Annotated in this window: 12 protein-coding genes; 5 read left to right on the top strand and 7 right to left on the bottom strand. The window is 67.7% G+C overall.

Features of this window, described 5'->3' with window-relative positions; all coding sequences use genetic code 11:
• The first annotated feature begins 8 nt into the window (after positions 1-8).
• Both ACIQF4_RS09280 and ACIQF4_RS09275 read left to right on the top strand, forming a co-directional pair.
• Positions 9-2069 (top strand): DUF6807 family protein, encoded by a 2061-nt coding sequence (locus ACIQF4_RS09280; protein ID WP_400514962.1) that lies wholly within the window; start codon positions 9-11, stop codon positions 2067-2069.
• Positions 2066-3184, top strand: a complete 1119-nt coding sequence (locus ACIQF4_RS09275; protein WP_400514964.1) for a M24 family metallopeptidase — start codon at positions 2066-2068, stop codon at positions 3182-3184. Before ACIQF4_RS09280 ends, ACIQF4_RS09275 begins: the two co-directional genes overlap by 4 nt.
• Before the next feature lie 227 nt (positions 3185-3411).
• Here ACIQF4_RS09275 and ACIQF4_RS09270 read toward each other — a convergent pair whose 3' ends face one another.
• From ACIQF4_RS09270 to ACIQF4_RS09250, 5 genes are read right to left on the bottom strand one after another with little or no spacing between them, the layout of a single operon-like run.
• On the bottom strand, positions 3412-4863 hold the full coding sequence (locus tag ACIQF4_RS09270; RefSeq protein ID WP_400514966.1) for an aldehyde dehydrogenase (NADP(+)): 1452 nt from the start codon (positions 4861-4863) through the stop codon (positions 3412-3414).
• A gap of 51 nt (positions 4864-4914) precedes the next feature.
• Positions 4915-6018 (bottom strand): mandelate racemase/muconate lactonizing enzyme family protein, encoded by a 1104-nt coding sequence (locus tag ACIQF4_RS09265; protein WP_350002922.1) that lies wholly within the window; start codon positions 6016-6018, stop codon positions 4915-4917.
• A complete protein-coding gene (locus ACIQF4_RS09260; RefSeq protein ID WP_400514968.1) occupies positions 6018-6923 on the bottom strand; it encodes a 5-dehydro-4-deoxyglucarate dehydratase in 906 nt (301 codons plus the stop codon). The genes ACIQF4_RS09265 and ACIQF4_RS09260 overlap by 1 nt, the downstream gene beginning before the upstream one ends.
• Positions 6920-7885, bottom strand: a complete 966-nt coding sequence (locus tag ACIQF4_RS09255; RefSeq protein WP_400514970.1) for an NAD-dependent epimerase/dehydratase family protein — start codon at positions 7883-7885, stop codon at positions 6920-6922. Before ACIQF4_RS09255 ends, ACIQF4_RS09260 begins: the two co-directional genes overlap by 4 nt.
• 33 nt (positions 7886-7918) lie before the next feature.
• Positions 7919-9373, bottom strand: coding sequence for a Gfo/Idh/MocA family oxidoreductase (locus ACIQF4_RS09250; protein WP_400514972.1), 1455 nt, complete (start codon positions 9371-9373; stop codon positions 7919-7921).
• Positions 9374-9746: 373 nt separating this feature from the next.
• On the opposite strand from ACIQF4_RS09250, the gene ACIQF4_RS09245 reads away from it, so the two are divergent.
• Positions 9747-10781 (top strand): LacI family DNA-binding transcriptional regulator, encoded by a 1035-nt coding sequence (locus ACIQF4_RS09245; protein ID WP_350002930.1) that lies wholly within the window; start codon positions 9747-9749, stop codon positions 10779-10781.
• Between the two features lie 80 nt (positions 10782-10861).
• On the opposite strand, the gene ACIQF4_RS09240 is transcribed toward ACIQF4_RS09245, so the two are convergent.
• Positions 10862-11572, bottom strand: a complete 711-nt coding sequence (locus tag ACIQF4_RS09240; RefSeq protein ID WP_400514974.1) for a FadR/GntR family transcriptional regulator — start codon at positions 11570-11572, stop codon at positions 10862-10864.
• A gap of 98 nt (positions 11573-11670) precedes the next feature.
• On the opposite strand from ACIQF4_RS09240, the gene ACIQF4_RS09235 reads away from it, so the two are divergent.
• Positions 11671-13005, top strand: coding sequence for an alpha-hydroxy-acid oxidizing protein (locus ACIQF4_RS09235; protein WP_400514976.1), 1335 nt, complete (start codon positions 11671-11673; stop codon positions 13003-13005).
• A 13-nt stretch (positions 13006-13018) separates the two neighbouring features.
• Here ACIQF4_RS09235 and ACIQF4_RS09230 read toward each other — a convergent pair whose 3' ends face one another.
• Positions 13019-13624 (bottom strand): metalloregulator ArsR/SmtB family transcription factor, encoded by a 606-nt coding sequence (locus tag ACIQF4_RS09230; protein ID WP_350002936.1) that lies wholly within the window; start codon positions 13622-13624, stop codon positions 13019-13021.
• Between the two features lie 152 nt (positions 13625-13776).
• Between ACIQF4_RS09230 and ACIQF4_RS09225 the strand changes: the two genes are divergently transcribed.
• Entirely contained in the window at positions 13777-14280 is a 504-nt protein-coding gene (locus ACIQF4_RS09225; RefSeq protein ID WP_400514979.1) for a hypothetical protein, read from the top strand.
• Positions 14281-14286: the final 6 nt, after the last annotated feature.

The raw sequence follows: 14286 nt of genomic DNA, 5'->3' as shown, positions 1-14286 counted from the left end.
CCCTCCTGATGATTGATCAATCCGCCACCGCGGAACGCGTAAGCCACTCCGGGGGAAGCGCCGTCCCGGCAGCCCTGCCGCGCATCGCCCTGGTGGGCGTGCACGGCTTCGGTGAACGGCACCTCGCCAACCTCGCCAGGCTGGAAGCAGCCGGTGCCCTTGAACTCGCTGCCGTGGCGGATCCCAATCCTCCGGCTCCGGGACGCCTGCCGGAATCGGTAGCCGTGTTCGGCGATCTGGCCCAACTGCTGGCAGCGGACCCGGGCGTCGACGTCGTTATCCTCGCGACGCCTATCCAGACGCACGCTCCGCTGGCCCTCGCGGCGCTGGCAGCGGGCAAGGACGTCTACGTGGAGAAGCCGCCGGTGGCCTCGCTCGGCCAGTTCCGGGAGGTCCTCGCCGCCGCGGAAGCCGCAGGCCGGCTGGTCCAAGTGGGATTCCAAAGCCTGGGCTCGCACGCGCTGCCGGCTATCCGGGAGCTTGTGGAATCCGGCGGCATCGGCGATGTCCTGGGCCTGAGCGCCACCGGGCAGTGGGTGCGGAACCGGGCCTACTTCAAGCGCTCGCGCTGGGCGGGCAAGCGCAGCCTCGATGGCACCGACGTGGTGGACGGCGTGGCAACCAACGCCCTTGCTCATGCAGTGGCCACGGGCCTCCACTTGTCCGGCGCCCACACCATGGCCGACGTCGCATCAGTGGAGACGGACCTTTACCGGGCCCACGACACCGAAAGTGATGACACCTCCATCATCCGCATCCGCACCACCAGTGGCTCAACGCTGCTGTGCGGGCTGACGCTGTGCGCGCCGGAGCAGCAGCGGCCTTCGGTCACGGTGCACGGCACCCGCGGTGAGGTCACGCTCTTCTACACCGAGGACGAGGTGGTCATCAGCACCCCCGACGGCGAGCGCCGCGAGACGTTCGGCCGGACCGACCTGTTGGAGAACCTGCTGGACGCCCGCTCCACGGGGGCGCCGCTGCTGTGCGCCCTGCCGGACACCGGCGCCTTCACCACTGTGCTGGAGGCTATCCGGACGGCGCCCGCGCCCCACCCCATCGACCCCGGCAACATCACGTGGCAGGGCGAGGGCGACGACGCCCATCCGGTGGTCCACAACATCGCGGCCGTGATCGCAAGGGCAATCAAAGCCCAGGCCACCTTCGCTGAATTGGGAGTCCCGTGGGCCCGGAAACTGCGGCCGGCCGGCACCCTCACCTTAGACGGCAAGGCGGTTGCCGAGTACCAGGACGGCAGCCGGATCCGGGCGGTCTCCTCGCCGCGGCCCTACCTGCACCCCGTCCGGACCCTCGCAGGCACAGTGGTAACAGACCACCAGCCGCTGGACCACGTGTGGCACCTCGGCGCCGGCGTGGCCCTGCAGGACGTAGACGGCATCAACTTCTGGGGCGGACGGACCTACACGCGCGAAGCCGGCCAGTATGTGTGGCGCCCGGACCACGGCAGCATCGCAGCCACAGACACCCGGATTGAAGAGACGGCTGTGCAGGCGGGGGGCGCGGCAGGCAGGCTGCACGAAACCTTGAGCTGGAACGGGCCCGACGGCGGCCCGGTCCTCCGCGAGGACCGCACCTGGGCATGGTCCGGGGTCAGCTCCTCCGCCTGGCGGCTGTCCCTGGACTTCGCCCTCTCCCCCGCCGGCCACCGGCAGGTCAGCCTGGGCAGCCCCGGTTCCAACGGGCGGTTTGAAGGCGGCTACGGCGGGTTTTTCTGGCGCCTGCCCGCCTGTGCGGACGCCACCGTATGGACGCCGTCCGGCGCGGGCGAGCCGGAAGTGCACGGATCAGTTACGCCGTGGCTGGCCTGGGCAGGAACGTTCGACGGCGGCAGCGCCACCCTTGTGTTCGTAGCCGCGGAGGGGTCCACGGACCCCTGGTTCGTTCGGGTGGACGGCTACCCGGGAGTGGGCCAGTCCCTGACCTGGGACGCCCCGGTCATCGCCGAACCGGGAGCCCCCGTCCAGCGCAGCATCACCGTTTTTGTGGCCGACGGCATCCTGGGCACAACCGACATCGAAGCACTCATCAACCAGCAGGGGAACCGTTCATGACCCAGACAACAGCCGACGCTTCCTTGCTTTCGGGCAGGGCGGCCCCCGCCTCCGTGGAGGACCGCGCCGTCAAACGCCAGAGGGTGCTGGACATCCTCGACGCAAAGGGCCAGGAGTCCCTGCTGCTGACCACCCACGCCGCGCTGACCTGGTACCTGGACGGCAGCCGGGTGCACATCAGCCTGGCCGGTGACCCCATTGCCGCCGTCCTGGTGGACCGCGGGGGCGACCACCTGGTCACGTTCAACAACGAAGCCGGGCGCATCGAGGCCGAGGAGCTGCCGTCCGGCGTCACCCTGCACTCCGTGCCCTGGTACGGCAACCTGCATGAGGCCGCCGCCGCCGTCGGCCTTCCCGGGACGAACGCCGGGCCGCTGGCCGAAGCGGACGTCGCCGCCGAGCTGCGCGCGGCCCGCCAGCAGCTGCTCCCCAACGAGAGCGCCCGGTACGCCAGCCTCAGCGCCGAGGTTGCAGGGCTGATGACGGACGTGCTGTCCACCGCCCGCCCGGAAACCACCGAGTTTGAGCTGGTGTCCGCCCTGGCGGCGCGGGTGGTTGCAGCGGGTGCGGAGCCGCTGGTCCTGCTGTGCAACGGCAGCAGCCGGAGCGCGTTCCGGCACCCGCTGGCCACCCACTCGCCCCTGGGACGCCGCGCCATGGCAGTGGTGTGCGCCCGCAGGGACGGCATGGTTGCCAACATCACCCGCTGGGTAAGGTTCGACGCCGGCACTGCAGAAGAGCGCGACGCCGAGGCGCGCATCGCCGCGGTGGAGGCGGACATCTTCGACGCCACGGTCCCCGGCGCCCGGCTGGACCGGATCTTTGCCGAGATCCAGGCCGCCTACACCCGCCATGGCTTCGGCGCAGACCAGTGGGAGCAGCACCACCAGGGCGGGCCGGCCGGCTACGCGGGCCGCGACCCCCGTGTTACTGCCGCCGCCACAGACACCGTGGTCCTGGGCCAGGCCTTCACCTGGAACCCGTCCGGTCCCGGCGTCAAGATCGAGGACACCGTCCAGCTCACCGCGTCCGGCCTGCAGATCCTCACCGTCGATCCCCGCTGGCCTTCCACCACTGTGAACGGCCTCCAGCGCCCGGACACGCTCCAGCTTTAGGTCAAACGCTCTATCAGCTGAGGAACGACGGCGTCACGCCAGGCAGCCTTTTGGCCCGCCGCAGGTGCCGCTCCCCCGCCAAACCAGGCCGGCGCCGTCGTTCGCTTCTCAAAGGCGTGCACTGCGTGACGCCCGCGAACGCGAAAACGCTCCCCCGGTTCCGGCCGAAATATCGGCAGGAACCGAGGGAGCGTTTCGATTTAAGCGACTTTAAGTGAGAGAGCGTTTCAGGGAAGCTGCAGTTCCCCGTCCACCCGGCGCGGGATGCCCAGGGGGTTGCTTTCGTGCAGGGCCGGGTGCAGCACCGTCTCCGGCGCATCCTGGTAGGCAACCGGACGCTGGAAGCGGCGGACCGCCGTCGCGCCCACGGAGGTGAACAGCGACGTGGTGGCCGGGTACGGGCCACCGTGCTGCTGGGCCCAGTTGACGGCAACTCCGGTGGGCCAGCCGTCAAAGAGGACACGGCCGGCAAGCTCTGACAACTGCTCCACCAAGGCAGAGATGTCCTCGCCCGGCTGGGCATGCACTGTGGCGGTGAGGCTGCCAGGCACCCTGGCCAGGACCTCTGCCAGCTCTTCCTGGTCCGAGTACTCGATGAGCATGGTGGTGGGGCCGAAGCACTCCTCCAGCAGCTCCTCAGGGCGTTCCAGGGCCTTGGCAGCCGAGGTGGAGAAGACCACCGGCGCGGCGCCGTCCGACACCGCGTCCTGGTCCACCGTGCCGCTGACCACGTCCACGCCGTCCACCGACGCGAAGCTGCGCAGGCCGTCCGGGTAGGCCTCGGCAATGCGGCTGGTGAGCATGCCCAGGGCAGGCTTGTCCTTGCTGGCCGCCGCCACTTTCGCGGCGAAGTCGGTTCCGGCCGGGATAAACACGAGTCCGGGCTTGGTGCAGAACTGTCCGGCGCCCAGGGTGAAGGACCCTGCCAGGCCTTCCGCAAGCTGCCCGGAACGCTCTGCCAGCGCGGCCCCGGTAACCACCACCGGGTTCAGGCTGCCCAGCTCCCCGTAGAACGGAATGGGATCCGGACGGGATGTCGCCAGGTCAAAGAGGGCGCGGCCGCCGGGGATGGAGCCGGTGAAGCCCACCGCTTTGATGGCGGGGTCCTGGACCAGTGCCGTTCCCACCTCGCGGCCGCTCACCAGCGCGAACAGGCCTTCCGGAGCACCCGCTGCGCGCAGGGCTTCGGCAACGATTTCCGCCGTCCGCTCGGAGAGGCGGAGGTGGCCCGAGTGGGCTTTGACAATGACGGAGCAACCCACGGCCAGGGCCGAGGCCGTATCGCCGCCGGCAACGGAGAAGGCGAACGGGAAGTTGGACGCGGAGAACACCGCCACGGGGCCGATGGGCCGGAGGATGCGCCGCAGGTCCGGCTTGGGCGGGGTGGAGGCGGGGTCTGCGTGGTCGATCACGGCCTCCAGGTAGGACCCCTCGGTGATGACGCGCGCAAACAGGCGCAGCTGGCCGGTTGTCCGGGCTACCTCGCCGGTCAGGCGGGCTGCGCCAAGACTCGTCTCGGAATCGGCGATCTCCACCAGCTCGGCGGCGTTCGCGTCAAGTGCGTCTGCCACGGCCGTGAGCCAGGCGGCCCGCTGAGCATCGGAAGCTGCCGCGGAAATCTTGGCTGCCTCCGTTGCGGCGGCCGTGAGCTCGGACAGGGAAAGGGTTGCAGTTCTCACGTGGATTACCTGTTCTGTGGGTATGGATTCATCGTGTCTGGATAGCTCTGCTTAGCGTGCGTCGGTGAAGCGGAAGCCAAGTCCGGGCTGGTTGGTGAGCGTCACCCGGCTGTTGCTGAACCGGACCGGCGAAGGCCCTGCCAGGATCCCCAGCTGCTCAAAGGATGCCTCCTCCACGTCCTCCACCAGGGTGGGCTCCGCGAGGGTCAGCGCCAGCTGGCCGGACAGTTCCGGCAGCAGGTGCGGCATGACCTTGATGCTGTTGGTCCGGGCAAGTTCCACGATGCGCCGGAAGGGGGTAATGCCGCCCACCCGGATGATGTTCGGCTGGATGATGTCCACTGCTTCCGCTTCTATGAAATCCCGGAAGCGGTAGATGGTGTGCAGGTTTTCACCGAGGGCGATCGGCACCGGTGAGTGCTTGCGGAGCCTGCGGTAGGCCCACAGGTCGTCCGCGCGGATGGGTTCTTCCAGCCACTCCAGCCCGTAGCCGGACAGCACGTCCAAAGCTTTGAGGGTGGTGGGCAGGTCCCAGCGCTGGTTGGCATCGATCATCAGCTTCCGGTCCGGCCCCAGGACGGAGCGGACAGCGGCCACACGTTCGGCGTCCTCGCGGATGTCCGGCTTGCCCACCTTGATCTTGACCGCGTGGTGCCCGGCCGCAACCCAGCGCTCGGTCTGCGCTACAAGCTCCTCAAGGGTGTAGTGCAGGTTCACACCGGAGCCGTAGACTTCGGCGGATTCCTGGCGCTGCCCCAGGAGTCCGGCGACGGAGGTCTGGGCGCGCGATGCCCGGAGGTCCCACAGGGCCAGGTCCACGCCGGCCATGGCGATGGTGGTCAGTCCCCCGCCACCCGCCTCATGAAGCCGTTTCCACACGGCGTCCCAGACCGTCTCCGGGTTGGCGGGCAGTCCGGAGATAAAAGGGGCGATGTCGTAATCCAGCAGGGCCTTAACCGCCTGCGGACCAATGGTGGGGGTCCAGGAAAAACCGTGCCCCGCGCCGCCGTCGTCCGTGTGGATCTCCGTGGTGATCACATGGTTTTCCGGTGCCTCCACGCCCCAGCTGCGCCGCAGCGGAACCGTGATGAGCCGGGTGCTAAGGCCGGTGATGCGCGGTTCCGTGCGGACGGCAACAGCCGCGGGGGCGCTCATCAGCGGCCAGCCAGCTCGTAGCCCTTGGCGAGGATAGCCTTCAGCTGCACCAGCTGCTCCTCGGTGGGGTCCACCAGCGGCGGGCGCACGGAACCGACCGGAAGTCCGCCCATCCGCAGTCCGGCTTTGATCAGCGAAACGCCGAAACCGGGAGTCTGGTCGCGGAGGCGGACCAGCGGTGCGTAGAAGCCTTCCAGCAGGGCGTTGCGGCGGTCCTCGTCGCCTGCCTCGTAGGCGTCGTAGTAGGCCTTGGCGATTTCGGGAGCCATGGCGAACGCCGCCGACGAGTACAACGGGATCCCCAGTCCGCGGTAGGCGCCCTGGGTCAGCTCTGCGGTCAACAGGCCGTTGAAGAAGGCGAAGTCCTCCCGCCCGGTGGCACGCACCGCGGAGACGATTTCCTGGGCCAGGCCAACATCTCCCAGCCCGTCCTTGAAGCCGATGACCTTCGGGTTGGCAGCCAGCGTGGCCATCGAGGCGGCTGTGAACTTTGCGTTACCGCGGTGGTAGACGATCACCGGCAGACTGCTGGCATTGGCCACGGCCTCGACGTAGGCAACAAGGCCGTCGGTGGGGCCGGTCACCAGGTACGGCGGGAGGACCAGGAGGGCGTCGGCCCCAGCTTCCTCTGCGGCGCGGGCCGCGGCAATCGCGTGGCCCAGCGGCCCCCCGGCGCCGGCGACTACCGGGACTTTTCCGGCAACGGCCTCGACGGCGGCCGCGACCACCGTGCGGACCTCCTCGATGCTGAGAGCGTGGAATTCGCCGGTGCCGCAGGCGGGAAAGACACCGCCCGGACCGAACGGAAGCCGGGAGCTGATGTGTTCCTTCAGCAGGGCTACGTCAACAGTGCCTTCGGCCGTGAACGGAGTGACGGGGAAGAACAGTACGCCGTCAAATTTCATGGTGTCTCCTTGGCTCCGCTGCCGGCAGTGACCAGCGCGGAGTTCTCGTCGTTGAGGGGTGTGGTGGACTTGAGCTCGGTGCGCCAGCTTCGCGTGGGCTGCCAGCCCAGGAGTTCCTGGGCCTTGGCGATGGAGAAGGCCGGGCTGGTTCCGGTGAGTCCGGCGCTGAGGGCTTCGCTTCCGGGGAGGAATCCCGGCATGAGCTCCGCCAGGGGTGCGGTGGCCAGTGCGTCTGCGGCTCCCACAAAGAAGGTTTCCCCGTTGGGGATGGACGGCATCTTCTCCAGGAGCAGGTCCAGGAAGTCCGCCACGTCCCGGGCATCAACGTAGTTGAACAGGGCAGGCGCGGACAGGGCGGGATCAGCCAGACGTTCGGCCAGGGTGTGGCCCTGCTGCGTTGGGGCACCTTCCCATTCCTCCGGAGAGATGACGAAGCAGGGCCGGAACGCCGCGTAGCGGATCTTCTCGCCCTGGGCGGCAGCGAACGTCTGCACTGTCTGCTCTGCGATGAGTTTGGACAGCGCGTAGGCGTTCCACGGCCGCGGCGGCGTCCGCTCATCCAGCGGGAACGACGGCGGCAGCCACCCCGCCGGCGAACCGTAGCCCAGCACGGTGGGGCTGCTGGCCGTGACGATCTTCGGCACTCCTACTTCAGTTGCCGCGCTGATCACCGCGAAGGCGAGCCGCGTGTTCGTGGCGAAGATGACGTCCTCAGGGGCACTGAACGGTACCGCTATCGCCGCAAGGTGGATGACGGCGTCGGGCGTTGTGGCCCGGAGGAGGCGCAATGCCTCGCCCGGAGCCAGGAGGTCAGCTGTTTCCTGCACGACGCCGGCGGGCAGCTGGTCCGCCGGAACGGCGTCGCGGTCCACGGAGATGACGTGGTGGCCCTTTTCGGCGAGCCCCGCCACAACGCTGCGGCCCAGGCGGCCGGAGCCGCCCGTGACAAAGATCCTGCTCATGGTTATTCCTTCGGTTGGTTTCCCGGGCAGGAGTCAGTTGCCGCGGCGGAGGTCGACGCCGAGGTCCAGGTCCTCGATGCGTACGGGCAGGGAGGACTCAAGGGAGCGGTTGCCGGCGATGCCCACCGAGACGGAGCGCAGCCCGTCCAGGTAGCCCGAGGGCCGGCCCAGCGGGTCCTCGCCCGGGCCGTTGAAGAGGTCGGAGAGCAGGAGTTCGTCGCCGCCACCGTGGCCTCCTTCGCCGTTGACGATCGGCACTTCGTAGGCAGCTTCCCAGTGGCGCTGGACCACCAGGCGTTCGCCGTTGCGCCGGATTGCGTCGTCTTCCTCGATGGGGGTGGCGCTGGGGTCCACGACCGTCTTCTTGTCCGTGCTGGACGTGACGGCGGCGCGTTCCACCACTTCGAGCTCGGCGCGGCCTTCGGTGCCGTTGACCGCTACCCGGTAGCCCTCCCAGGGGCTGTGGGCGTTGAGGGAGTAGCTCAGGCGGGGCCCGCCCTGGTACTCCACCACGAGTGCGAGATTGTCCTCGATGGTGATGCCGCCGGTGAAGACGTCCTGATCGCGGCGGTAGCCGTCGTAGTGCTCGTTGTCCAGGAAAAGGGCCTTGAGGCGCTCGTCCTCCCGAAGGTCAAGGGTGAACGGATCTTTTTCAGCGGTGGCGGGCGCATCGGCGTCCGGCGTCCCGCGCTCGGGGCGGGGACCCAGGCCGCGCTCGGCGGCGTTCTTGTCTCCGTAGAACTTCAGGCCGCCGGAGGCGAAGGCGCGCTCCGGGACGTCGTCAATCCACCAGTTGACCAGGTCGAAGTGGTGCGAGGCCTTGTGGATCAGCAGGCCGCCGGAGTTTTTCTTCTCACGGTGCCAGCGGCGGAAGTAGTCGGCGCCATGGACGGTGTCCAGGACCCAGCTGAAGTCAATCGAGGTGACCTTGCCGATCACGCCGCTCTGGATGATTTCCTTGAGAGCGCTGTTGCGCGGCGAGTAGCGGTAATTGAAGGTAACCACCACGTTGCGGCCGGTCTCGTGCACGGCCTTGGTGATGCGGCGGCAGCCTTCGGCATCGATGGTCAGGGGCTTTTCGACGACGACGTCGGCGCCTGCGCGCAGTGCCTCCACGATGTAGTCGGCGTGGGTGTAGTCAGGCGTGGTCACCACGACGCGGTCGATGGTGTTGGACTGGATGAAGGCGGTGAGGTCAGCAGGGTCAAAGGCTGCGACCGGTCCTGGCGCACCCAGTTCCTGGATGAGCTTCTGGTAGAAGTCCACACGGCCGGGGTTCACGTCCGAGAATGCCACCAGCTCGGCGGTATCCGCGTGCTTGCCGAAAATGGCGCGGATGTACATCTCGGAACGCCCGCCGGTGCCGATCAGGGCAATCCGGGCTTTGCCGCCCTGGCGGGCGGGCGCACCTGCGGCGGCAGCCTCGGTGCTGTGCGCGGCCTCGGACCGGGCCTCTGGGGCGGAAGTCGACTCGGCTGTGTTGACCATGAGGGGTCCCTTTCGAAGACTCAAAACCGGCCGGTAGGGGCCGCTGTTCGGTGAAGATCTGGTGCTTTTTGTACCTCGCCTCAGAAAGCGTTTTCTCAGGCTGCTATATGAGTTGTATCAACCTCATCACTCATCCGTCAAGCATTGGCAGCGCAGGAAGAAAGCGTTTTCTGTTACGGGCGGGCTCCCGAATGGGAAAGAACGGGAAAATTGGCCGGGAAAAGTGGGAAAAGAAGAGAAATCGCTTTCCCGTCCCGTTATATGCTTTCAGTCACTACATGCTTTGACGAGTACGCCGCCAGTCGGTTCGGATCCTGCCCTGCAACGGAACGGCGCCACACCTGCAGCAGCGGCGCGAAGGAAGGGACCACGCATGGTCAGGAAATCGGCATCGGGCAGGATCGGCATCGCGGATGTTGCCGTGAAGGCGGGCGTCTCCCACGCAACGGTCTCGCGCGTTATGAACGGCAACTTCACGGTTGACCCGGAGATTGCAGCCCGGGTCAGGGCTGCCGCGGTGGAGCTGAAGTACCAGCCCAACCCCGTGGGCCGGAGCCTGGCGCTGGGCAAGACGGACACCATCGGCATTGTTGTTCCGGACCTCGCCAACCCCACCTTCCAGGCCATTCTCCGCGGCTTGAGCCGGGCTGCCGCCCAGGACGGGTACCGCGTGCTCATCGCCGATTCCTTCGAGGTCTCCAGCGAGGAAACCATCCTGGCGGGCGAGGCACGCCGGCGGTGCGACGGCCTGGTCCTCTGCGCGCCCCGCATGAGCGACGCCGAACTGGAGGAGATTGCGCCGTCCCTCCGGCCGCTTGTCCTCATCAACCGCACCACGGCAGCCGCAGGGGTCCCCAGCCTGGTGGTCGACTATGGCCAGGGCGTGCAGGATATCGCCGAACACCTGGTGGAACTGGGCCATACCCGGCTCGCCTTCCTGGCAGGCCCTCCCCGCAGCGCCTCCAACAACCTGCGCCTGCAGGGACTGCAGGCCTTCAAGGCGGCCCATCCGCAGGTGGAAGTCACCATGCTTGAGGGCGGCTCCGACTTCGATACCGGCCACGGCGCGGTGGACGCGGTACTGGAGAGCGGCGCCACGGGAATCCTTGCCTTCAACGACCTGGTGGCGATGGGACTGATGAGCGGACTGCATGAACGGGGCCTGGACGTCCCCGGCGACATCTCCGTCACCGGGTTCGACGACATCCCTTTCGCCAGGTACACGACGCCGGCGCTCACCACGGCAGCCGTTCCCATCACCGAGCTGGGCGAGCAGGCCTGGCACCAGCTGCGGGCCCTTATCCGCAACGAGGAAAGCGACGCCCCCGGAAGCCGCTACCAGCCGAAGCTCGAGGTGCGGGCCAGCACCGGTCCCGCCAAGGCTGCCCGCACGGCAGTCCACGGCTGACCACCCCCTCCTGCCAGCGGAGTTTTTGGTCACGTATGACGACTTGAAGGGGCTCCAAGTCCTCATATCTGCCCAAAAACTCAGGGACGGATTGGTACAGTTCCTCCGGAAGCCAGCCCCGCCTCCCGGTAGTACCCCTCAATGTGCGCTGCCACCAGCTGTGCCGCGCGGTCGCCGTCGTCATTCCTGATGGCGGCAAGGATCTCGCGGTGCTCGGCCTTCAGGCGCGAGGCTGTTGCCTCCCAGTCCGGAAGGTTGGACGTCAGCTGCGCGGCGTACCGTTGGATGGACTCGCGCAGGGACCCCATCATCGCGCTGACCACGGCATTCCCCGCGGCATCAGCCAGCGCCAGGTGGAACCGGACATCCAGGGCCAGGAATTCGTCAACCTCCAGTCCCGCGGCGGCCATCTCCTCCAGCAGGCTGCCGGCTGCCTCCAGCTCCGGCGCCTGCGGACTTGCCTTCGATGCCGCCCAGGACTCCAGGAGGACCCGGGTTTCCACGATGTCCGCCACCGGAAGGTGCTGCGTGGCAACGTGCAGGCGCAGCGCGGAGCCAAGTGCCGCCGTCGGATCCGAAATGACCACCGTCCCTGCATCCGGTCCCGACCCCACCCCGGCCCGGACCACGCCCATGGCTTCAAGGATCCGGATGGCTTCACGGACTGATGTGCGTGAGACCTTCAGCTGCTCGGCCAGGGTGCGTTCAGCCGGCAGCCTGCCGCCCACGGACAGCCGGCCCTCGGAAAGTTCGGCCTCGATCCAGGACAAAACAAGCTGGTGTGTACGCATAAGGCCATGGTACTTGATGTGGTCCAACCACATGCCCTACAGTGTGGTTAGACCACAGGAGGTCCCGGACGCGGACCTGCCGCCCAATGGAGGACGCCATGACCCACACCATCCAGCCCAATAATCCGGAGACAACGCCTGCACCGGATGCCACCGATATCCCGGCAGCCGCACCCGCTTCCCCTTCGGCCGCTTCCGCAGTGCCGGCAGCCCTGAAGCGCCGGATCCCCAAGTACTCAGACCTGGCGCCGCTGATGCAGTTCAAGAAGCCCGAGTTCAGTAAGGAAGCCCGGCTCAAGCGGGCCAGCACCATCTGGGAACTCCGCGACATCGCCAAGCGCCGCACCCCGCAGGCACCCTTTGATTACACCGACGGCGCTGCCGAAGGGGAGATCACCCTCCGCCGCGCAAGGGAGGCGTTCCTGGACATCGAGTTCCGGCCCGGCATCCTGCGCAACGTCTCCAAAATCGATCTGAGCACCGAAATCCTGGGCAAGCCCTCCCGGCTGCCCGTGGGCATCGCCCCCACTGGCTTCACCCGGATGATGCAGTCCGAAGGTGAATACGCCGGTTCCCAGGCCGCTGAAGCCGCCGGAATCCCCTACACCCTTTCCACCATGGGCACCGCGTCCATCGAGGATGTGGCGGCTGCGGCACCGAACGGCCGCAACTGGTTCCAGCTGTACCTCTGGACGGACCGCGACCGCTCGCTTGAGCTGATTGAGCGGGCCGCCAAGGCCGGCAACGACACCCTCATGGTCACCGTGGACACCGCCGTGGCCGGCGCCCGCCTCCGCGATGTCCGCAACGGCATGACCATCCCGCCGGCGCTGACCGTCAAAACCGTCCTGGATGCCTCCTACCGCCCCGCCTGGTGGTTCAACTTCCTCACCCACGAGCCGCTCACGTTCGCGTCGCTGTCCCGCTACACCGGGACCGTGGCCGACCTCATCAACTCCATGTTCGATCCCACGCTGACCTTCGAGGACCTGGACTGGCTACGCGAAACCTGGAAGGGCAAGCTGGTGGTCAAGGGCATCCAGACCGTGGAGGATGCCCGCCGCGTCGTCGACCATGGCGCCGACGGCGTGGTCCTCTCCAACCACGGCGGCCGGCAGCTGGACCGTGCGCCCATCCCGTTCCACCTCCTCCCCGAGGTCAAGCAGGCCTTCACCGCGGACAACAGCGATGCCGCGATCATGCTGGACACCGGCATCATGAGCGGCGCGGACATCGTGGCTGCCCTTGCCCTCGGTGCCGACTTCACGCTGATCGGCCGCGCCTACCTGTACGGCCTGATGGCCGGGGGCCGGGCAGGCGTTGACCGCACACTGCAGATCCTGGAGAAGGACATGGCCCGCACCATGGCCCTGCTGGGCGTCAGCAGGATCTCCGAGCTGACCCCGGACCACGTGCGCCTGCTCAACAAATAATCGCCCGGGGCCCCTACTTTTTGCGGCCGAACTTCGGAAGCGTGGGGAGGTTCGCGAGGAGGTCGGCGGCCTTGGTGGCTGCCCGGCCCACCGTCCTGCCGATCTGCTGGGGAACGGTGTCGTCGCTCAGGGGCGCCGTGGTTCCGCCGGGAATGACGACGGCGGGACTCAGCTCGGCGCCGTCGCGCGCCAAGACGCCGGCGGACACAGCTTCCGCTGCCACTGCTCCGGCGGGCGCGGCTTCCTGGTCCGCCGGAGCCGCCTTGCCGGCGGTGCGGGAAGCCTGTTCCTGGCTGCTGCCGGCGGCAGCAGCGGGAACAGATGCCGCAGCAGTGGTTTCCACCGCCGGGGCTGCTGCTCCCACATCCAGGGTTTCAAGCCAGGTGGCAATGCCCTCGAGCGGCTTGCGGTTGAGCGCGTAGTAGCGCTTCTGGCCCTGGGCCCTCATGCTCACAAGCTGGGCTTCGCGAAGGACTTTGAGGTGCTTGGAAATGGTGGGCTGGCTCGCCGCCAGTTCCTCCACCAGTTCGCCCACGGCCTTGTCTCCTGAGCGGAGGGAAACCAAAATGTCACGCCGGGTCGATTCCGCTATGACGGCAAATACGTCGTCTGTCACCATGCCTCCCACCCTAGCGACATATACGCCGAAAGGCATCAATTATTTCGGCCGTGCCGGACGCCATTGCCCGGGCTCCTCAGCAGTGCTAGAACGGTTCCAGGGATGCCCCGGGTTCCCGGGAAGCGGCCGGCGTGACCTGAGGAGTGGGTGGTATGGATTTCCTCCGCCAGCAGCTGTTCAACATCATCGCGTTCGTTTTCCTGGGCCTCTTCGTGGCCGTGTGGGGCTCCGTGCTGCTGCGTGTGGGGTTCTGGGTGCCTGACGGCAGGACACTGGCGCCGCCCCTCAATGGAGCCCTGGTCACGGCGGCCGGCGTCCTGGCCACCTCATTGAGTTCCCTGACGGCGTCGGCGCTGGGATTTACCATCGCAGAGGTCCGCCGTGACGAGTCGGAGCAGGACGCCCGCCGGCCATCAGGTCCCTCTGGGCAGGGAAGCCCCACGGTCATCAACCCGTCCGACGTCACCGCCAGGCTGTCGGCGCGGATCATCGCCGCCATCATTGTCTACCTCGCAGTGGGCCTGGCCGTGCTGCTGCTCTGGCTCGCCAAGGGAACCGCGTCCACGGACCTGATCGGGGCCTTCGCCCTGTCGCTGCTGGGTTGGCTGATCGGCGCAGCGGGAGTGGTCTTCCAGACGGAGAAGCGGAGTACCTGACAGGCA

Origin of the sequence: Pseudarthrobacter sp. NPDC092202, from assembly GCF_044755505.1 — a bacterium.
GTDB lineage: Bacteria > Actinomycetota > Actinomycetes > Actinomycetales > Micrococcaceae > Arthrobacter.
The sequence above is the reverse complement of the archived record's forward strand: the minus strand, read 5'-3'. Positions and strand labels throughout refer to the sequence as shown.